Consider the following 21489-nt stretch of genomic DNA (forward strand, 5'->3'; position numbering starts at 1 on the left):
CTTCATGTAGCCTTTAATACCCATACTCATTCCATTCATCCGTCATTGTTCTTAGAAGTGGTTTGAAATCCTGCGAATAAGCGAGCATTTGTGAGTAAATAGAATCTAACTGAGGGAGTAACTTATGCTATGAAAAACTTGATTACAAACAAGGACATTATATAACTTTCGTAACACAGCTTCGAAAATACACTTCGCTGTCACTTCCAGCACAAGGGCGACATCTGTTCAAGCAACTTGCAGTCACTTTCACTGTATCTACTTTGCAGCGGGCGGCTGGTGAGCTTCCTCCCGCTGGAGTCTTTGCGCAGCTTCTCCGCTTAGTATTGGTATAGAAAAACACTACAAAAACAACTTATTAAAAAAACTGCAGGAACAGTTCATTCCAGCAGTTTTTACGATTAATAAACTCTCTTTGCTCCAACATAATATTTTGACCAATAGGAGTTATCCATAGAATATACAGCAATCCCTTTTGAGCTTGTTGCCGAAATCCATTGACTATCTCCCATATAAAATCCAACATGGGATATCGTGTTTGGAGAGTTAACAGCAAAGAACACTAAATCCCCAGGTTGAAGATTGGTATTCGATATAGCTGTTCCCTGTGTATACAGGCTTGCAGAGGTACTTCTTGGCATGTCTACTCCATGCTGCTTAAACATGTAATAAACAAAACCTGAACAATCAAAGCCAGAAGGTGTGGTACCTCCCCATAAATACGGTACACCAAGATAATTCGTAGAGTCCTTTACAATAGCATTTTTTACAACAGCTCGGTCAATAGCAGTACTGGTAGTTTGATCTATTTTCCCAGTTACAGATAGACCATAATCCGATTGAAATCTTTTTATTGCGCTTGTCGTTGAAGTATCATAGCTACCTGTAAAAGTAGGTACTGCATAATATCCAATTGTTTTTAACCCGCGTTGTGCTGCCTCGATGGAAGCATCTTTTATTTCCGTGGTATTGGTGCCACTTTCTGTAGTTGATTGAGAAGCAGGAACTTTTAAAACTTGTCCCACCTTAATTGTATCTCCATTCAATTGATTTAATTGCTTAATTTGAGTTATCGTTGCATTAAACCGTTTGGCTATTCCTGTTAGCGTATCTCCAGCCACTACTGTATAGGGATTTGCAGCATCATCAGTCGAAGGAGATAAGGCTGGTGCGGTACCCCCCTCCCTATCCTTAGGAATAATTAACGTTTGACCAACCTGCAGACGGTCACTATCTAAATTATTAGAGCTACGCAAAGCATCAACACTTACATTATATTTCCTCGCAATTCCCCATAATGTATCACCGGATGTTACGTTATATTGAATATTGGATGTAGTTGGAACTTGTGTATTAGTCTCGGTATTTTTACCGTTTGTCGGAATGGTTAACTTTTGACCAATCTTTAATACATCAGCAGTAAGTGAGTTAGCAGTTCTTAACGCATCAACCGACACATTATATCGATTTGCAATTGCCCATAGACTATCACCAACTGCTACTGTATACGTACTCCCTTGTGTAACAGAATTACCTGGAATGGTTAGTGTTTGACCAACCTTCAATAAGTCAGACGTTAATTGGGTAGCACTTCTTATTCCATCTACGGTCACTCCAAAACGCTTGGCAATTACAGATAAACTATCACCTGGAACAACTGTATAAGAGGATGATGCATTTTGGGTTGGCGATTGATTAACAGTTGTTTTCTCAATAGATTGTCCACTTACCATCGTTGGAATGATTAACGTTTGACCAAGACGAACAAAGTCAGTTGTTAGTCCATTAGCTGATTTAATGGCATCTACAGAAACCCCATAATCTCGCGCAAGAACGGATAAATAGTCTCCACTTTCAACGGTATGAAATGCTTTAGGAATAACGAGACGCTGGTTAATGGTAACAGCATCTGATGTAAGATTATTTGCTCGCTTAATGAGATCCACTGAGGTATTGAAATTCTTAGCTATTCCCCAAAGTGTATCCCCAGAAGATACTTGATAATGAATCGAATCATTTTGAACCTCATTAGTGGAAGAATTAGTTGCTGCCGAAGCTTGAGCTGGTGCTCCCATTCCACCTAACAATGGAATAGCTGTTACTGCCATCCCACTTACCATAACCTTAACCATCGTTACTTTCACTTTAGGATAATGCTCTTTTACCATTTGCTTAATACTACTTGTAAAACTCATATCCCCTTCAGGTCTATCCCCCAATTCATCAGCAAACTCAGCTTGATCATTTAAATAGATAATAACCTCATACTCATCATTGCTCGATTCTATCCTTCTAAGTTCATGCCTTTGAATAAAATCCATTCATAACAAACCCCTTTATAGACAACTTGTTTTTTGCTCAAGCTCTTATGGCGAAAACTAATTGCAGCTAACCAAATAGGAAAAGTAAAAACTCTCCTATCTGACCTATATTGTTTAACAAGAATCTAAAAAACATACAAATGTCGGTGCCTGTCACTTGTCGAAATTCGACAAGTGACAGGCACCGACACGGGACAGACGACAAAAAGAACCCATCAGGAAAATGGGTTCTACGGTTGGTGGGGGTTGCTCATCTTTGTTAGGTGCAGAAATGTTGTTTCTTCCATATGTAACAAGCAATCCCCTCCTTCCCTTCTATCCATCATAGTATTTTTAAAGGTTACTCCGGGTCACGGTAGCGAACTTGATGCTGGAAGTAATAAACACTTTCTTCCGTTTTAAAAGAATACTTATCCCAAACACTTGATTTATCATTTGTTTCCTCTGTCTCTACAAATAGTAATTCACCTGGTTCAATTCTCATGATAGTTGAGTCGATCACTTTTAATTCTTCTTGATCTTCGTTTAAGGCACGAATTTTAAACTGAACCTCTTTTACTTCATCCATATTATTTTTTACATAAAACTGATTATCATATTTTAGGTTGGAGCAATTTCTGTAACTTAGACAATCCGGTTCTGAACGAACTAAAACTAATGAAAACTCTTCTGCGTCACTAGTATCCTCAACTGCATTAATCGCATCGTGTAAGCTCCAAACATATGAAACCTTATCGCCCAGTGGCATAAACCAAAAAAGAAATAATGCAAACAGTCCACCAAACACCCCTATTATCTTCCATACCGTTTTACTATTATGTACTTCCTTAGGTACATTTTTTTTGCGACTCCTTAAAGTAATTACAATATTGATTAATGCAATGATTCCAAGTAAAAGACCGATAAGACTAATTACGATCATGCTATCGTGCGTGTTAAGAAATAACGGAAGCCTATATTCCATCAATAAGTAAAGCTGAATAATAATACTAACCACCGTTAGAAGTGAAAATAATATTAACGGTGGTTTCCAGTTTATTTTTTCCCGCTTCCCATTCTTCACATCCATAAAAGACCATAAAACTAAAATAATAGGAAAAGTAAAAAGAATAACAACTAAGTACATAACCATATACATTCCTCCTTGCAATTGAAGATTACATATATTCGTACGCACTTAAAAGTACAATGGTTTCGTATAAAAGGAAAAATTTATCGCCATCTTAGAGCCATTGACAACTTACAGCACTCTGTATCTTCAACCTTTGAGTGCATCTCTAAATTAAGTCCATCAGGATTAAAATCCACATCAACATCTCCATGAACACCAGTGGATTTTATGAGTTCCTTTACCCTTGTCGCTTGATTCTTTTGTGCTGCATCCATGATTTCATATGCTAAATCTTCATCTTCTGATAGTTTGTTTAAAATAATGGAAGCATCCGCCATTAACTTCTTAAATACACCTGCAGATTGAAAAAATAGATCTGGGTCTACATCAGGATATTGCTGTCTAAACGATGGTTGATAGGATTGCACAGGATATCCCCAAGCAGGCTGAAAATATACCGGATTTCTATCTGGATAAGGATAACAGACATAGTACATGTACCAGTTCCTCCTTAATAAAAGCAAGTTAATACAATATATGTCATCAGGATAGTTACGTGCTTGATAATATTCTGTCTAAACTTAGAGTAGAATTATTTTATGGAAAAAATAAAATGATCATGAAGGTGTATTGTTAGATGTGGGACACGATTGACACAAAAAAGCTTAGGGAATACACAACTTCCCTAAGCTTCTTGCTTCTTAATTTTTTTCATTTAATACCTTATATTCTTCATTTGAAGACTCTTCTAAAGCACCGCTCATGTCGGTCACGCTAAGTGTCTTCGCTGTTGAATGATGAATTTCCTTTAGAAGTTCAGGATGTTCCATAAGGGACACACCATAGGAAGGTATCATTTCTCTAATTTTTGGTTCCCACTCTTTTATATGTTCCGGGAAGCATTTATTGATTACATCTAGCATGACATGAACAGCAGTAGAAGCACCTGGAGATGCGCCTAGTAGTGCAGCAATTGAACCATCGGCACCGGTAATCACTTCCGTACCAAATTGAAGTGTTCCTTTGCCTCCAGCTTCCGTATCTTTGATCACTTGCACACGTTGACCAGCTACTACTAAATCCCAATCCTCAGCTTTTGCATTTGGGACAAATTCACGTAACTCTTCCATACGTTGTTCTTTCGATAACAGAACTTGCTGAATCAGGTATTTTGTTAATGACAAGTTTTTTGTACCTGCTGCAAGCATTGTGATCACATTATGCGGTTTTACAGAAGTTACTAAATCAAAGATGGAACCCGTTTTTAAGAACTTCGGTGAGAAGCCAGCAAATGGGCCAAATAGCAACGATTTTTTATGATTGATATATCTTGTATCTAGATGCGGAACGGACATTGGTGGAGCACCAACCTTAGCTTTCCCGTATACTTTTGCTTGATGCTGCGCTACAACATCTGGATTATTACAAACCATAAATAATCCGCTTACAGGAAAACCACCAATATGCTTTCCTTCAGGAATACCAGATTTTTGTAGTAAATGTAGACTTCCTCCCCCGCCTCCGATAAAGACAAATTTTGCAGTGTGACGCTCGATCGTACCACTATCCAAATCCCGTACTTTTAGTTCCCACAAACCGTCACTATTTCGTTTGATATCTTGAACACTATGTTTGTAGTTTATATCAACTTGTTTACTCTCTAATTGATCAAACAACATACGTGTTAAGGCACCAAAGTTTACATCGGTTCCCGAGTCCATTTTTGTAGCTGCTATCGGTTCATCCAAATTGCGGTCTTGAATAATAAGTGGAATCCATTCCTTCAGCTTTTCCGGATCATCGGAAAATTCCATCCCTTTAAATAGTGGATTATTTGATAGCGCTTCAAAACGTTTCTTTAAAAAAGTAACATTTTGTTCCCCATGAACTAAACTCATATGAGGTAAAGGCATGATAAAGTCCCTTGGATTTTGAATCAGGTTGCTGTTTACAAGGTGAGACCAAAATTGCATGGAAACCTGAAACTGTTCATTAATTTTTATAGCTTTACTAATATCTAGAGAACCATCCGGTTTTTCAACCGTGTAATTAAGCTCGCACAATGCGGCATGCCCCGTCCCCGCATTATTCCATTCGTTAGAGCTTTCTTCTCCTGCATGATCGAGTTTCTCAAACACTTTAATTTCCCATTCCGGAACTAATTCTTTTAAGAGTGTCCCTAAAGTCGCACTCATAATTCCGGCGCCAATTAAAATGACGTCTGATTTAGTTTCTTTGTTGCTCATTTTCCCCAACCTTTTCCCCTAAAATTTGCAGAATTGATGTAGGCACCACGCTTTGTAACTTGGCTTTCGTTAACCCTTTACGTTGAAAGCTTTCGTTGCACTCTTACAGAAAACTAGTATACTTTTTTTCTCTGCCAAAAGGCGCTGCCTAGTCAAACACCCTTTCTGTCTAAAAACTACGATGTCACATTGTATTTAACAATTATTAATAGATTAAATCTCTACTATTATATGACAATTATAAAATATTTAAAAGCTAGTATAAAGTGAGAAGTCTGCCCAAAACCATGACACACAACACACCTCATCAAGTAATAAATCTATTATATCATTAATACAGCCAATTCGACAGGTGCCTGTCACTCCTCGAAATTTGTCGAATCGGAAATTCTAATAAAGCTTGTCAATTTTACTTCATTGACAAGCTTTTCATTTCGTTATGCATTGCTTTAATCGGGGATATCTCTGGTAAGGTTAACATGACGTAATCATTATGTATGCGATTAACTTTAAACAAATCAATATCATCAGATTCCAATCCATCATCTTCCCATATTAATGTTATCGTATAAATCATTTCGCAAATTTGTGAGGTTATATTCCGCATACTAGTAGGTGCATATTGAATTTCCTCGAATCGCTCTAAATAATAATCTACAATCGATTCCTCTATTAGCCTACTCATATCATAACTGACCTCAACAACTACCCCTCACTTAACGTCTCCGCTTCATCTCTAAAATTCTCTACAATCGGAAAAAGTTCTGCCACTAAAGAATTAAACTCTTTTTCATTCCAATCCGTCTCCTTGTTTGAAACAATAGTATTAAAGATCTCTGAAAGCTCATCATTAACAACAGAATAATTATCAGGTTCTGCATTTAATAAATGAAGAATTCCCTCTTTATATGTATCAACTAATATTTGACATTCTACTCCAAATTCTAGTGTTCGAGAATGAAATGTTTCAAATGTGGACAGCTGTAGTAGCTTCTCCTCTAACAGTTTTTCCTCTTTTGCTTCAACTGCCCTTACCGTACCTGTCACATGGTTTTGAAAGATCAATAGTTCTTTACGGTAAATATCTTCTTCCGCTTCCTTCTTATCTTGATATAAACTGATGGAAACAATACTTAACACAATAATTACCAACGTAGCTACTAACGGTATAATTCGTTTCCTCATATCCCCTTCATCCCCTTTACATAATCTTAACAAAAATCACTTACAATTTCAGTAAAAAAAAGTACCTGTCACTTGTCGAAATTCGACAAGTGACAGGCACCTTTTAATGTCCAGAGGCTTTATTTATTCCACCAATTTTATTTTTTAAGTGATTGCTTTCTTCATTTAACCCACTGTACGTTACGTTAATATTGTTTTGCGCAAATTTTGTTTCGATTTTATCCAGTGCCCCTACTGCGGAATCATCCCATAAATGGGCATTAGAAAGATTTATTTCCACTTCCTTCACTGTATCATTAAACTTGATTTTATCTAATAAGTCATTTACGGAAGCGAAGAAAATCTGTCCATGGATCGTATAAACTTTTTTCGAACCTTCTAAAGCAACGATCTCATTTACTTTTACTTTAGAGATTTTAGCCGCAAAGAAGATCGCACTTAATAGAACACCTGCTAACACACCTTTTGAAAGGTCATGCGTTACTACTACCGTAACAACGGTAATTACCATTACTAACGCATCGGTTCTTGGTAATTTATGGATATTAGTTATGGATGACCAGTCAAAGGTTCCAATAGATACCATAATCATGACACCAGCTAGAGCTGCCATTGGAATTTGAACGACTAATCCACCTAATACAATAATCAAGAACATGAGAAACACACCAGCTACAAGAGCAGAAAGTCTACCTTTACCTCCTGATTTTACGTTTATAACTGATTGACCTATCATTGCACAACCAGCCATTCCTCCGAAAAATCCAGACACGATATTTGCAATTCCTTGTCCACGACTCTCTTTATTTTTGTCACTTTCCGTATCGGTCATATCATCAACAATACTTGCTGTTAATAATGATTCCAACAAACCTACGATAGCTAGAGACAAGGAATAAGGAAAAATGATCATTAATGTTTCTAGGTTAAATGGAATGGATGGGATTAAAAATACTGGTAATTGTTGTGTTAAGCTTCCTAAATTTCCAACTGTACGCATGTCCAAATTTGCAAAAATAACAATTGCAGTTACAACAATGATTGCAACTAACGTTGATGGTACTGCTTTTGTAAATCTAGGTAAAATATAAATAATAGCAAGAGTCAAACCTACCATTGCATACATAATCCAGCCTTCCCCAACAAAATGTTGTAATTGGGAAGTAAAGATCATGATAGCCAATGCATTAACAAACCCAACCATAACAGATCTTGGTACAAACTTCATCACTCTAGCTAGCTTAAATACTCCAAATAAAATTTGTAAAATACCTGTTAAAATCGTTGCAGCAAATAGATATTGTAATCCGTGATCTGCAACCAACGTAATCATTAATAATGCCATTGCACCAGTTGCTGCTGAGATCATCCCAGGACGTCCACCAACAAATGCGATGACAACCGCAATACAAAATGATGCATATAGACCCACCATTGGGTCTACTCCAGCAATGATAGAAAATGCAATTGCTTCTGGAATCAAAGCTAGAGCAACCACTATCCCTGCTAATACATCACCACGCACATTTCCAAACCAATCTTGCTTTAATTGTTGTACGTTCATGTTAGCACCTCTCTTATTTTTATTGTTTCGTAACATTAACACTACGTTAACATTGTTTTCCGACAGAACAAATTGAATCATACCACAAACTACCCTCTCCACAAAACGCCATGGAAACGTAAACATCAAACATATTCTTTCAAATTCTATCATTTCCTTTAATTTACTATCATAAATCACATAAACCATAAAAGATATATCTATTTATAATTACATATAATGGAGTATAATAGAGTAATCGTTTTTTCATTAAAACGAGGATATATGATATGATACAAACATGATAACTATTTGGGGGCGACCATATGGAAAGAGAAATAATGACGGTTGCGCAAGTTGCTGAGTACTTGCAATTAAGTGAAATGACTACATATAAACTCGTTCAAGAAGGCAAAATTCCTGGATTTAAAATTGGCCGACATTGGAGAGTAAAAAAAGAAGATCTGAATGAATTTATCGAGCGATTAAAAAATGGTGAACGACTTTAATACAAACTAATCCCCAAGTAATCTACAATTACATGGGGATTTTATTTCGTTCCTCTATTCGCTTAATGGTCTTACCAGGATTTTCGGCTATTACAACATCTTTTGTTACAACCGTACCGGAAGCAATAATAACATTATCCAAACGTCTCATGAAATTGTTTTGTTAGATTCGTGCATGAACCTCTCTACGATAAGCAGAGTATCACCCGCATTGTACAATTCACCGTTTTTTCTGTTTTCATACATGCTCCTTATTCCTAACACAGACCTATTTAGAAATTTTCTTTTTCGTAAAAGCTATAAAACTGGATATTTCTTTCTCATCCTTAAATACTCTTTTAGGAATGATCGTGAATAAGTCCTTTCCATAATAAAGGAATATAAAACCTCCTGTTTCCTTTAATGTATTATAATAATCCCACCTAATATCAGATTGGTTACCTTCTGTTACAAACTTAATCTGTTCATCAGTAAAGGCTAATGTATACGTATCTCGATATTTCGGAGTTCTTCGAAACACTAACAATGGAATAATATACAATTTTAAAATTAATATAATAAAATATAAAATCGCTATTATCAAAGCCAATGTATTTAAAATCGTGACTTCATCAGTAAAAATCAAATAAAGTGCTATTGCCATCAATCCAACAGAAATAAGTAAATCAACTATCCATTTTTTATTGCTCGTAAAAAGTTCTCGGTAAGCTTTAATAAACTCAGTTTCACTATACTGGAACCTTAGTATGAAATTGGTTTCCAACTAAATTTCTTCCTCTCTACTTTTGAATACTTTACATTCGAAAAACTAAATTCGCTTGCTTCATCGGATCTTCCGTTTCCAAGTAATGATCCTCCGCTTTCCAATATCTATTTCTAAACTTTTCAAGATCACGTTGTGTTTCTTTACTTTCCCTTATAAACCTTTGTTCTCGGGGACAATCCAAGTATATAACATAATCAAAATAATCTCGCCATTCTTTCCTCTGCAAAAAAACTCCTTCTATTATTAGTACACACGATTTTGGAAGTTTAATTAATTCCTGTTTGTGTGTGTCATTATGCTGATCATAAGTTGATAGTTGCAATTCCGTTGACAATTTTAAATTACAAAATAAATCATTCTCTAACTGGTGTACATCCCATTGCAAATAATAGTATTCATACCACTCATCATAACTAGTATGATATCGTCTACTTTTTTCTACAATATAATCATCTATATGAAACACAAACACTTGTAACTCCTTTGCTTCTAATTCCTTCTTAAGTTGCGTAACAAAAGTTGTTTTTCCAGAACGGCTTAATCCGTCAATTCCAACTACATACCCTTCTCCTTTTTTAAACATAAGAATGTCGTTAGCTACATGTAGTGTTTTATTTTCCATCTCTAAGTTCTCTCCACTCACTTAAATTCAATCTCGAAAAAAGGGTACTCGTCCTCATTTTCCTCAGGCTCTACTCCCAATTTCTTATAAAAATCAACTGCACTTGGACTAGCATTCCATTGTAACCAAGTTGTGCAGTTTTTGCTTGCCCAATCCTTTAGAAATAAAAAAAGCTCTGAAGCAACACCTTCATTTCGATACTCAGGTAAAACATATAAATCATGTAATCTAGTAGTTTTCTTTCCCATTCTTAAATGAAAACCATAGTCTTGAATCCAACCATACCCCACCATTTTTTCATTTTTCACTCCAACCGCTATGAAATGATGCTCATCATTTACCATATGTAAAAATCTATTATATGTATCTTTTTTATTATCCGACTTACCCATTGAAGAAAGTAGTGGCCATAGCCTCTCCCAATCATTAGGAATGGATTTTCGGACCTCTAACATATTCTCACACCCTACTTCTTACTATTCTATAATTTTACATGTAGTTTCTCATTTATCTGATTTTTTTCTAAGTACGTCCTACAGCAAAAGTAACACAAAAGATATTATAATTTAATGCTCGGTATCTTCTTCCACGTATGATCAACATCTCTCATGATTACAACAGAATCAAATTGCAATTCTTCCTTTGGGATGTTTAGTTTGTTTTGCATGTATGTTGTTTTCAAATTATCTACCATAAAAGGTTTCATATTCCAATTATCAGTTTGCAAGCAAAGTCCTTGAACACAATTTTGTTTTGGATTTGGGGAGTATCCATCTTCGCCACCTTTAAAGAACGCTGAAATCTCATCTATAGACGAAAATACACTAATTTCTGGCAATGCTTCACATTCGTTTCCACTTATATGAACCTCTGCTTCCTTATCTCGTGAGACCATAGAGAATTCGACCATTCCATTGCAATCACTTACTTCGAAATCAGCAAATTTATGTACACCTGGAAATAGTCTTCCACCAACAAGCGTATTAAGCTTTGAATTTGTATCTCTTCTAAAAATATATACTCCTTCTTTTTTAATTCCTTCTTCAACCCATTCGACTGCAATTCGATGGGCAGCATTTTCACTAGAAATACCTACCGATAAGGATGCCAATAAAGAAGGTCGGATATCTTCTAACCGAATTAAGCAAACACCTATGATTGAATTTCCTTTAATAATTTTTGGTTTAAAAGGAGGAGGGATTACGTTTTGAATGACATCAGGATCTACTTGATAATTCACTAATAATCTTCTTTTGATTAATCCTTTTATCGTTTTGATTGGCATGTAATTTCCTCCCTCTATGATTTTACCAACAATCTCTTCTTATCCCTTCGTATTACATACTACTTGAGCAATTTGTTTTTCTCCATTCTTATGAAATACTTTATATGTTGTCATCCCCATTTTCTCTGCTACTTTTTGAGATGGAATATTTCTAAAGGTTGTGTATGAAAATATTTTAGGATAATTTAACACTTCAAACGCGTAACGCTTGCAAGCAATAGCTGCTTCAGTGGCATAGCCTTGGTTCCAATAATTTTTTATAATATGAAATCCAATCTCAGGTACCGTTTCATTTTCAATCTTTTGCATGGTGATCCCGCAGTCTCCAATGAAAATGTCTCCTTTTTTTATAATTACCGCCCATAGCCCATGATTAAATTTTTTATAGTTTTCCATATTCCATTGAATCCACTTTACTACCTTCTCCTGATTAAATGGTTCAGGATAATATTGCATTGATTCAGCATCGGTAAGGACTTTTGATAATTCTTGAACATCTTCTAAGACTAATTCCCTTAAATATAGTCTCTCTGTTTCCATTACTTTCAAAATATCACCCTTTCTTTGTAGGGAATGAGAAGTTTAATTCCCGCCTGACAATAACTTCACCCACATCATTAACTTTTCCTGTCTCCTCAAAACCAAAGGATGAATACAAATGCTTCGCTACTTTGTTAGAAGGATCATAGGAAATATAAACGGCAGAGGCTTCTCCTTGTGGGAACGTCATGATAAACTCTAAAGCTTTTATCATAGCTTTCTTGCCATACCCCTTTCCCTGGAAACGTCTGTCAATCATCAATCTCAAAATACCATAACATGGTTCATCCCCATATTCATTCTCTTCAGTAGTGTCATGATACAACATAATAAACCCGATCATAGTTTCTTCATCGTAAATAGTAAATGTCATCGCTGGTAAATCATCATTTAATAAAGCAATGTATGATTGAGCAAGGCTGTATACATTAGAGGCAACATAGTTTTTCTGTTCTTGATGGAGTTCTAATCCTATACACTCTTCAAAATTATCCCATGTGATTTTTCGAAATTCTACTACAGCCAAACCTCCTACTATTAAACTCATAAATCTTGAGCAATATGCACAATTCGTTGAATAACGGAATCGACTTCTTGATTATCTTTAACCGTAAATAAATGGTCAGCTTCATCTTCATATGGAATTGTCACATCTTCTGTTAGAGAATCTGCCTGTTGCCTGATAAGAACTTCCTCAAAATTAGAAGCACTCCTAAATATATTTGTATTTCGATTACTCTGTGTAACTCGTGCTTGAAGGACATGATCAGGAATATCAAAGTGGACTAGAATACGGATAAAATCTTTTTTATGAAATAGCTGTTCAAGTAGATATTTTCGACCTGTTCGAGATCGATTGGAGTTACATATAATTAGATGAAAATTCGTATTTTCGATAGCGTAATCAACAACTAATTGAGAGATGGCATGCTTGAGTGTATTAGGGCCGCGTTTGGGTTGTAGGGTTTTGTAGTACGTGTTGATAAATTCAGCATGGTTATCTTGATCCATCACCAAAGAATTATTCAACTCTTTTTCTAAAGCTCTAGCAAATGTTGATTTTCCACTATGTGTTTTCCCTACTGTGATAATCACTAGTCTTTTCATCTCGCAATTCCTTTCCATATAGATTAATATATTTCTATGTTACCATAATATTCTAAATATGAAACCAAAGATTTCAGAACTGAATGACAAAAAGCACCATGCTAGATATAATGGTGCTTTCAATTCATCACGATCAGTTTAGAAGACAAATAACCCCTTTATTTTAAATACGTACATTCCTCTATTTTTTCATATATATAAATTCTTTCTTCAATAGAGAGTACATATATAAATCATCAAAATTGCCACTAGTATACTCATAGTTTCTTAGTAACCCTTCTTGTGTAAATCCTTGTTTTTCTAGTAACTTTTGCGAAGGAATATTGGGTGGTTCAATTAAAGCCTGTATTCGCTGGAATTTTAACTGTTCAAAACCAAACCTTAATATAGCTTCTATTGCTTCCGTCGCTATACCTTGCCCCCAGTAATGTCTATGTAACTCATATCCGATCTCCGCACGAAAATGTTGGGCTGCTATATTCAGAAATCCACAGCTACCAATTACTTGGTTTTCTCCTCTTCGTGTGATTCCCCATCTTACCCCAGTTTTTTCATTCCAAATTTTTTGATACCATGCTATTTCACTTAATGCATCCTGAATCGTTTCAAAAGGTTCAAGACCATAATATTGTACGACCTCTTCATCAGATAAATATTCCATAATACTATGTGCATCAGATTCTTCTATTTTTCTTAAAACTAACCTCTCAGTCTTTAAGATCGGAAACGTATCTCTAATTAGATTCAATCAACTCACCCTTTTAAAATATCTTTTTTAATTTGATTTCTCTACAGTTTAGCTTATCACAAAAGATAAACAAGTGATTAAACAGAATTTATCTACGACTTAGTTATACGTGTTTATCATCCACTACATTTCCTCCGGCGACTCAATCCCTAATAATCTTAACCCTTCATTCAAAACAATTTTAACCGCGTAAACCAATGCTAATCGTTCTTGAACCTTATTACTGTCTAAAATCTTCACAGTAGCGTAGTATTTGTTAAATGCTCTAGATAACTCGATTACAAACTTCGCTATTTTAGAAGGATCGTAGTCTTTCAGAGCTTGTTGGATTACTCCAGGAAAGTTCATTAATAGACTAATAACTGGCCACGCCTCTACATCCTCAAACTTATCAATAGATAAATGTATTTTATCGTTTCCCCTTCTTAGTAAAGAGCAGGCACGAGCGTGTGTATATTGCACATATGGGGCGGTTTCTCCTTCAAAACGTAACATGTCCTCTAAGGAAAATTCGATATTATTCATACGGAAAATTTTCAAATCATGGAATATCACCGCTCCAACTCCTACTTGACGAGCAATTTCATCCTTTGATGCTAGATCTGGATTTTTCTCTTTGATACCTTTTTCTGCTAATTCAATCGCTTCCTTTAGTACTTCTTCTAGCAACACGGTTTTCCCTTTACGTGTAGACATTTTTTTACCATCTTTTAAAATCATACCAAATGGAATATGCGCTAATCCTGCATGCCATTCATATCCCATTTTTTCTAACACCTTAAAAAGCTGTTTAAAATGTAGTGTTTGCTCATGACCAACTACATATAATGATTTCACAAAGTGATATGTCTCTTGACGATAGATGGCAGCAGCTACATCCCTTGTGGCATACAAGGTAGTACCATCTCGTTTCTTGATGAGACATGGGGCTGAATCCTCTAAATTTACAACTTGAGCACCATCCGATTCCTCAAGTAGATTATTTTCTTCAAGGAGTTGTACAACGCGATCCATTTTATCGTTATAAAATGCCTCCCCATGATTAGAATCAAAAGAAATACCTAACATATTATAAATTTTCATGAATTCCTTTAACGATTCTTCGCGGAACCATTTCCATAACTTCAGTGTCTCTTCATCTCCATCCTCTAACTTTTTAAATGCTTCACGACCTCGATCATTTAAACTTGGATCGTTTTCAGCTTCTTTATGAAAATGAACATATAGACGAAACAATTCCTGGATAGGATTTTCTCTTACTTGACCTTCGCTTCCCCACTTTTGATAGGCTACTATTAGCTTCCCAAACTGTGTGCCCCAATCACCTAAGTAGTTAATACGAACTGGTTTATAACCACATTTTTCTAAAACAAGCCCCAATGAATTTCCTATAACCGTTGAGCGTAAATGTCCCATCGAAAATGGCTTAGCAATGTTTGGTGATGATAAGTCAATCGTGACCACACCACCCTGTCCAATATTGGTAGATCCGTAATACTCTTTTTCGGTTATAATTTGCGTAAGAATCTTTGAAGAAACTTCCGTCTTATTTAAATATACGTTTACATACCCTCCCACCGCTTTTACCTCTTCAAAAAGTGGTGTTTGGATCTCCTTTGATATTTCCTGGGCAATCACTTTTGGCGGCTTTCGATAATGCTTTGCTAAGCTAAAACAAGGAAATGCTAGGTCTCCCATTTCTTTATATTTTGGTGTTTCTATCATCGTGATAACTTGTTCTTTTTCAATCTGCTTGTCGATTACAGTTACGATTACTTCCGCAAATTCCTCTGTAAAGTTCATGATATTATCCTCCTAAATATTAAAAAGCTCCCGCCTCTTCATGAATAAGAGGCGAGAGCTTGTATATTCCCGCGGTACCACTCCAATTGTTTTTAACAATTAAAAACCACTGCATTTGTTAACGAGGTATCCCCCGGCTTTCCCTACTATCCTTTCAAGAAAGCATCTCCAAAGTCCGGTTCATTATTTGTTCCGTACTAGGCTTACACCGTCCCTAGCTCGCTTACCTTCCCAAATAACTACTCTCTTTGTCATCGATTATGATATTATTTTTCATTATAACAGTCCTTCCAAAAATATCAAGTTACATTCGTTCGACAAAATTCGACTGGTGCCTGTCACTTGTCGAAAGTCGACAAGTGACAGGCACCAGTACGGTGAGGTTATTTTACTAGAAATTTAGTTTGGCTGTGACCTTCTTTGGTTTTGGATACTTGTAGGATTGCTGGGAACATGTTTTTGAGCTCCTGCACATGAGAAATAACACCAATCGTGCGCCCAGATTGTTGTAAATCTATTAATGTATCAATTGATTTATTTAAGGATTCCTCATCAAGAGAACCAAATCCTTCATCAATAAACATTGTATTAATAGATATATTACCTTGGAAGCTTTGAATAACGTCTGACATACCTAGAGCAAGACACAAGGATGCATTAAATTTTTCTCCACCAGATAATGTTTTTACATCACGAGTTTGACCAGTATATGCATCATAAACATCTAAGGCTAATCCACTTTGTCTTCCGTGTGATTCTTGGCGGTCACTACGAATCAAGTAATACTGACCATTCGATAACCGTCTTAATCGTTCGTTTGCAGCATCGATTATTTGCTCTAAATATTCGATTTGTAGATACCTTTCAAAGGATATCTTTTGTCCATTTTGCCCCCTAGCAACATCATATAGATCGGTAATGGTAGCAAGCTTTTTCTCTAATTTAGAAGCTTGATCATCAGTGGCTAAGATATTTGCTTTCAACTGAATAGCTTCCTGATAAAATTCCTTAGATGCATTCAACTTTTTATAAGCTGATTCATACGCCTCTTTTAATTCACCTACAGCCCGTTGCATCGCCTCTAAGTCCACTCTTGTTTTATCTTTCAAGTATTCTTTCAAATCACTAACCTGCTGTTTAACGGTAGAAAGTGATTCGTTAAACTCTTGAATGGTTTTCTTTAATTGATTTCGTTCTAATTCAGGTTGTTTTGCTTGATGGTAAGCATCCTCTGACTCAAAGGATGCCTTTTTAAGCTCCTCCATAAACTGCATCTCAGCTTTTTCTGCCTTAGATTTTGTTTCTTCTAATTGCTTTACAGCATGATCCAAGTTTGAAGCAGCTTTTGTTTGGTTTTCTTTGGCTTGTTCTAGCATTTTTTGAGCATCTTCCCATGCTTTTTCGAGCTGTTTCTTACGTTGTTCTGTTTCGTTTATTTCCTGTTCCAGTTTTGATAAAACTCGAACTTCTTCTGGGATGTTGCGTAGTCTTTCCTCATAAACCGCTTTAGAGGTTTTATAAGAAGTACGTAATTCTTGGTAGGTACGATCCAACTCCTCTTTTTGTGCCTCCAGTTGTTTCACTTCTTCTGTAGCTTTTTCATTTAATTCTTTTTGTTTCTCTAGATCTTCTTTAAGCTGTTTTAAATGTTCTACTTCTTTTCCTAGCTTCGTACCTTCTTCAATTAATGTTTTATTAACTGACTCCGCTTCCTCTGCTCGAATATCTAAACTCGCTAGCTCTTCAGCTTGCTCCTTCAATTGAGAGAGTGTTGTTTCTTGCTTCGCTACAGCACTACGGTACAGGCCATCCTTTTCATCGAGTTCTTTTTTCAATACATCTAACTCGTCCTTCGATACTGCCTGCTGATCATTGATAGCTTTATTAGGATGCTCCAAACTTCCACAAACAGGACATGCTTCACCATCATGTAAGTGCGATGCTAGAATACTTGCTTGATTGTTCACCCAAGCTTCTTCTAATTTCGCGTACGTTTCCTTAACTTTTAGAAAAGCTTCTTTTTTCTTGTTTACATCCTGTTTCAAGTCAGTAGAAGTACGTTGAAGGCTAAGAAATGCTTTTAATCCTATAGCATGCTGTCTCATTTCGGTTAGTTTTTGGCTTTTTTCATGTAATTTACTAACTTCCAGATCCATCTGTTTAATCTTCTTATTCGTTTCTTCAGTAGTATGCTTCTTCTTTTCTAACTTTTCCTTCGCGTTTTCTAAACGTTTACTTGCTTGGGTACCCTTTAATCGTAGTTCTTCCAATTCCCGTTCAAGTTTTGCAATGTCTTTAACAGTTGGCAAAATTTCTTTTAATCGATCAAGCTGCTTACCAACCTCTTCTAGCTTCGTTTTATTTTGTTCCTCCTGCTGGTAGATGGTTTTGGCAGTCTCAAGCTGTTGATCTGCACGTTCTTTTGCTGCTTTCGTACTTGCTAGGCTATTTTTCTTCGCCTTCTCCTCTTGTCTCCATTCAGAAGTTTGCTTTTCGTAAACTTCTATATGGCTGGCACGTTCTGCCTTTTCTAACTGTTTTTCCTTACTATCAAAGTGAGGAATTTGTTCCTGTAGCGATTTCAATTGATTCTCTTTCTGATCCAATTCAACAAACCGATCATTTAACGCTTTTGCACTGGATAATTCCTCTTGTTTTTTGGCATGGGCTTCATAAGCTTTGTTATAATTTTCTTGGTCAATGTCAATTTGTTCCTGATAGTATATAGCTTCCTCTTCCAATCCAGTAACAATTTGATTCACATTATAATGCTCCTCAGCTAGTACCTGAAATAAAGAAGATTCTTCTCGTGTTGGCAATGCTACACGAATGTTTTGCACAAATTGTTCTAAGTTTTGTTGAACCTGCCTATACTCTTGCTCGACCATGTTCTTCTTGTTTTTTAAAATTTCATTCATATATTTATATGACTCTGTTTTAAAGAGTCTACGTAAAATAGCCTCTTTATTTTCGGTTTGAGAGGTTAATAGTTTACGAAACTCTCCCTGTGGAAGCATCACAATTTGCTTAAATTGATCCTGTGTAAGACCAATAATCGCTTCTACCTTTTTATCAATTTCACTTACCATTTGACGATCTACACAAGGAATTTCTTTACCATCCACTTTCTCATAAAACTCATATTTCTCTCCGGTTTTTGACTTGTTCCCTTGTTTTACATGACCTAGTTGACGAAGTATTCGATATGTGCGACCGTGCAATTCAAACTCTAGCTCAACCGATGTATGTGTATGATCATCAGCAAAATCACTACGTAGCATTTTATGGTCTTCTCGGTCCGTTCCACTTGCACTTCCATATAAGGCAAAACATATCCCATCAAAAATAGTTGTTTTTCCAGCACCAGTATTACCGGATATAACAAATAATTTATTATCTTTCAGTTCTTGAAAATCAACTGTCTCCGTATGTTTATATGGTCCAAAAGCTGTCATTTTTAATTTTAATGGTTTCAATACAAGTCACCCCTTTCTTATTTACTAGCTGCAATTTCTTTTGCTGCGATATCCTTTTCTTCCTGCAAGAGCTCATCTAAAACTTCTTTAATGATGACTTCGGTCTCTTCATTAGCTTCTGTACCCTTTACTTCCTTATAAAAGGCTTTAAATAAATCTAGGTCACTCATCTTACTTCGATTTACAGACGTACGTTCCACTTCAGAATCTGCTGTAATGTTAATGTTTTTCCGTTCTACATGCATGGCATTTGGATATACAGAACGAATTTTTTCCATTGGTGATAAGACAGGTGCCTCATCTAATAGTCGAACAAATACATAATCTTCGTTCACAGAATGAGTTAATAACTCATCCATCGTTTCCTCAATCGTTCGAATATCTCTTCTAGGTTGGAGCAGGCGTTTCTCCAACTCGATTTCTCCATCGGCACCTAAGTCAACGATGTAATATCCCTTCTTATGATGCTCTTCCGAAACGGAGTATTTTAATATCGATCCAGCATATTGAATGTTTTCCTGTAATACATGATGTGCCTGATGTAAGTGGCCTAACGCGGTATAATGAAATGGAGCAAAATGATGAGCATCTACATATTCAGCTCCACCAATAGAAAGAGGACGCTCCGACTCACTTGTATTCTCCTCTTCCTCTCCAAATGGAGTAACAAATGCATGTCCAACAAAAACATGACGACTATTTGGATCCATGTTTGCATGAATTTTATCCACAATTTTTTTCATCGCATCATTATGTGAGTGAATTTCTTCATCCTCTAAAACATTTCGAACTACACTTGGGTCGCAATATGGGATTAAATGAAAATGAACTTCCCCGTTGTCGTCATGTAAGATTACTGGAGTTAATTCTTTCGTGAAGTTACCAACAATGTGAAAACCATTTTGTTGCATTATTTTACTACCAAAATGTAATCGTCCTGGGCTATCATGATTTCCTGCAACAGCAATAACTGGTGTTTTTAAATCTAAAACAATCGTTTCTAATACCCTGTTCAGCAAATGAACAGCCTCTGTTGGTGGTACCGCACGATCATACAAATCACCAGCAATGATCACTGCATCTGGCTTTTCCTCTTCTACTGCTTTAATAAATTGTTCTAGTACAAATTGCTGATCTTCTGTCATGTAGACCCCTTGTACAAGTTTTCCTAAATGCCAATCTGCGGTATGAAATAGTTTCATAGACTGGTCCCCTTCCTTAGTAAGATATTTTTATACATATTAATAAGAGAGTTTACTCTACTCTGATGTTTTCCGTTATAGTTTCATGGTTCTACCTTCTTTCTATTATAATATAATTCTATTGTTCCTTCAGAGAAAAATTATGCCAGTTGAGGTCGGAGGGAAAGTGAAGCGATAAGGAGTAATGTTTTTTCTATTATACGCAGGACTTTAAGCTCATGCAATTCCAGGTAAAGTAATAAAATACTATTTTGAATCATTCCCTCTTAATAAAACAACCATTTTCTATAGTATTTTCATACAAAATGATAAAAGCAGATTTAGAAACCAGTGAAATAATTAAAATTACTATATTTTAAAACAAGAGAAAAAGAAGAAGTGCCTGTCACTTGTCGAAATTCGACAAGTGACAGGCACCTTATTTTAATGGCGCTATTAATTAAAAGAAGGAGAAAAAGTAAAATATTTACATTTACCTAGAATGTCTTATTTAAAAGGAATTTATTTAGGGATATCCCGTGGAAAATGTTTATTGTTAGCGTGATAATTACATCGATATACATGATCTACTATTTATAAGTATATTGCGTGGTTTGGTTACACAATTTATCGTTTACTAGTAATACATCTTTCACATCGCATATTTTATCGGATAAAAAAACAAAAAAACCATGACACGTATAATCGTATCATGGTCTTTAATCATGCCTGGCGGCGTCCTACTCTCACAGGGGCAAAGCCCCAACTACCATCGGCGCAAAGAAGCTTAACTTCTGTGTTCGGCATGGGAACAGGTGTGACCTTCTCGCTATCGCTACCAGGCCATTACATGGCTAGTTAAAGTATAAAAATTTATACCCTAAAAACTAAATAAGAGGTAAACAACGAATCAATATAGTGTTAGTTAAGTCCTCGATCGATTAGTATCCGTCAGCTCCACGTGTCACCACGCTTCCACCTCGGACCTATCAACCTCATAGTCTCTGAGGGATCTTACTCACTCGAAGTGATGGGAAGTCTCATCT

General features: G+C 35.9%; 19 protein-coding genes, 2 rRNA genes and 1 other annotated feature. Of the genes, 1 reads left to right on the plus strand and 20 read right to left on the minus strand.

The window, feature by feature from the left end:
- Window positions 1-401: 401 nt before the first annotated feature.
- From GMD78_RS20635 to GMD78_RS20665, 7 genes are all read right to left on the minus strand, one after another.
- The gene (locus GMD78_RS20635; RefSeq protein ID WP_155671827.1) at window positions 402-2321 is read right to left on the minus strand and encodes a C40 family peptidase; all 1920 of its coding nucleotides are present in this window, start codon (window positions 2319-2321) and stop codon (window positions 402-404) included.
- Window positions 2322-2661: 340 nt separating this feature from the next.
- Entirely contained in the window at window positions 2662-3453 is a 792-nt protein-coding gene (locus GMD78_RS20640; RefSeq protein WP_155671829.1) for a hypothetical protein, read from the minus strand.
- Window positions 3454-3533: 80 nt separating this feature from the next.
- Entirely contained in the window at window positions 3534-3929 is a 396-nt protein-coding gene (locus GMD78_RS20645) for a YuzC family spore coat inner layer protein (RefSeq protein ID WP_155671831.1), read from the minus strand.
- 204 nt (window positions 3930-4133) lie between these two features.
- Window positions 4134-5678, minus strand: coding sequence for a malate:quinone oxidoreductase (locus tag GMD78_RS20650; RefSeq protein ID WP_155671833.1), 1545 nt, complete (start codon window positions 5676-5678; stop codon window positions 4134-4136).
- Window positions 5679-6087: 409 nt separating this feature from the next.
- Window positions 6088-6363, minus strand: a complete 276-nt coding sequence (locus tag GMD78_RS20655) for a DUF6933 domain-containing protein (RefSeq protein ID WP_155671835.1) — start codon at window positions 6361-6363, stop codon at window positions 6088-6090.
- 20 nt (window positions 6364-6383) lie between these two features.
- On the minus strand, window positions 6384-6863 hold the full coding sequence (locus GMD78_RS20660) for a hypothetical protein (RefSeq protein WP_155671837.1): 480 nt from the start codon (window positions 6861-6863) through the stop codon (window positions 6384-6386).
- Between the two features lie 103 nt (window positions 6864-6966).
- The gene (locus tag GMD78_RS20665) at window positions 6967-8427 is read right to left on the minus strand and encodes a SulP family inorganic anion transporter (protein ID WP_155671859.1); all 1461 of its coding nucleotides are present in this window, start codon (window positions 8425-8427) and stop codon (window positions 6967-6969) included.
- 305 nt (window positions 8428-8732) lie between these two features.
- On the opposite strand from GMD78_RS20665, the gene GMD78_RS20670 reads away from it, so the two are divergent.
- Window positions 8733-8915: a helix-turn-helix domain-containing protein gene (locus GMD78_RS20670; protein ID WP_090871990.1), complete on the plus strand. Its 183-nt coding sequence runs from the start codon at window positions 8733-8735 to the stop codon at window positions 8913-8915.
- Between the two features lie 268 nt (window positions 8916-9183).
- Here the strand turns inward: GMD78_RS20670 and GMD78_RS20680 are convergent, their stop codons facing one another.
- From GMD78_RS20680 to GMD78_RS20740, 13 genes are all read right to left on the minus strand, one after another.
- Complete coding sequence (locus tag GMD78_RS20680) at window positions 9184-9678, minus strand: YcxB family protein (RefSeq protein WP_155671839.1); 495 nt, start codon at window positions 9676-9678, stop codon at window positions 9184-9186.
- A gap of 31 nt (window positions 9679-9709) precedes the next feature.
- Window positions 9710-10303, minus strand: coding sequence for a kinase (locus GMD78_RS20685; protein ID WP_155671841.1), 594 nt, complete (start codon window positions 10301-10303; stop codon window positions 9710-9712).
- Between the two features lie 17 nt (window positions 10304-10320).
- Window positions 10321-10758: a GNAT family N-acetyltransferase gene (locus tag GMD78_RS20690; RefSeq protein WP_155671843.1), complete on the minus strand. Its 438-nt coding sequence runs from the start codon at window positions 10756-10758 to the stop codon at window positions 10321-10323.
- Window positions 10759-10862: 104 nt separating this feature from the next.
- Complete coding sequence (locus tag GMD78_RS20695; protein WP_155671845.1) at window positions 10863-11588, minus strand: DUF2071 domain-containing protein; 726 nt, start codon at window positions 11586-11588, stop codon at window positions 10863-10865.
- 39 nt (window positions 11589-11627) lie between these two features.
- Window positions 11628-12128: a GNAT family N-acetyltransferase gene (locus GMD78_RS20700; protein WP_246187726.1), complete on the minus strand. Its 501-nt coding sequence runs from the start codon at window positions 12126-12128 to the stop codon at window positions 11628-11630.
- A 13-nt stretch (window positions 12129-12141) separates the two neighbouring features.
- Window positions 12142-12654, minus strand: a complete 513-nt coding sequence (locus GMD78_RS20705; RefSeq protein ID WP_196493887.1) for a GNAT family N-acetyltransferase — start codon at window positions 12652-12654, stop codon at window positions 12142-12144.
- Window positions 12655-12671: 17 nt separating this feature from the next.
- The gene (locus GMD78_RS20710; protein ID WP_155671851.1) at window positions 12672-13235 is read right to left on the minus strand and encodes an ATP-binding protein; all 564 of its coding nucleotides are present in this window, start codon (window positions 13233-13235) and stop codon (window positions 12672-12674) included.
- A 181-nt stretch (window positions 13236-13416) separates the two neighbouring features.
- Window positions 13417-13974, minus strand: a complete 558-nt coding sequence (locus tag GMD78_RS20715; RefSeq protein WP_343042465.1) for a GNAT family N-acetyltransferase — start codon at window positions 13972-13974, stop codon at window positions 13417-13419.
- Between the two features lie 132 nt (window positions 13975-14106).
- Window positions 14107-15786, minus strand: a complete 1680-nt coding sequence (gene argS / locus GMD78_RS20720; RefSeq protein WP_155671853.1) for an arginine--tRNA ligase — start codon at window positions 15784-15786, stop codon at window positions 14107-14109.
- A 44-nt stretch (window positions 15787-15830) separates the two neighbouring features.
- Window positions 15831-16050, minus strand: a binding site (T-box leader).
- Between the two features lie 119 nt (window positions 16051-16169).
- Window positions 16170-19262, minus strand: coding sequence for an AAA family ATPase (locus GMD78_RS20725; RefSeq protein ID WP_155671855.1), 3093 nt, complete (start codon window positions 19260-19262; stop codon window positions 16170-16172).
- A gap of 17 nt (window positions 19263-19279) precedes the next feature.
- On the minus strand, window positions 19280-20464 hold the full coding sequence (locus tag GMD78_RS20730) for an exonuclease SbcCD subunit D (RefSeq protein ID WP_155671857.1): 1185 nt from the start codon (window positions 20462-20464) through the stop codon (window positions 19280-19282).
- A 706-nt stretch (window positions 20465-21170) separates the two neighbouring features.
- A 5S ribosomal RNA gene (rrf, locus tag GMD78_RS20735) occupies window positions 21171-21286 on the minus strand.
- Between the two features lie 78 nt (window positions 21287-21364).
- Window positions 21365-21489 (minus strand): 23S ribosomal RNA (locus GMD78_RS20740); the annotation flags it as partial.

It is taken from the genome of Ornithinibacillus caprae, from assembly GCF_009728145.1.
Classification (GTDB): Bacteria; Bacillota; Bacilli; order Bacillales; family Amphibacillaceae; genus Ornithinibacillus; species Ornithinibacillus caprae.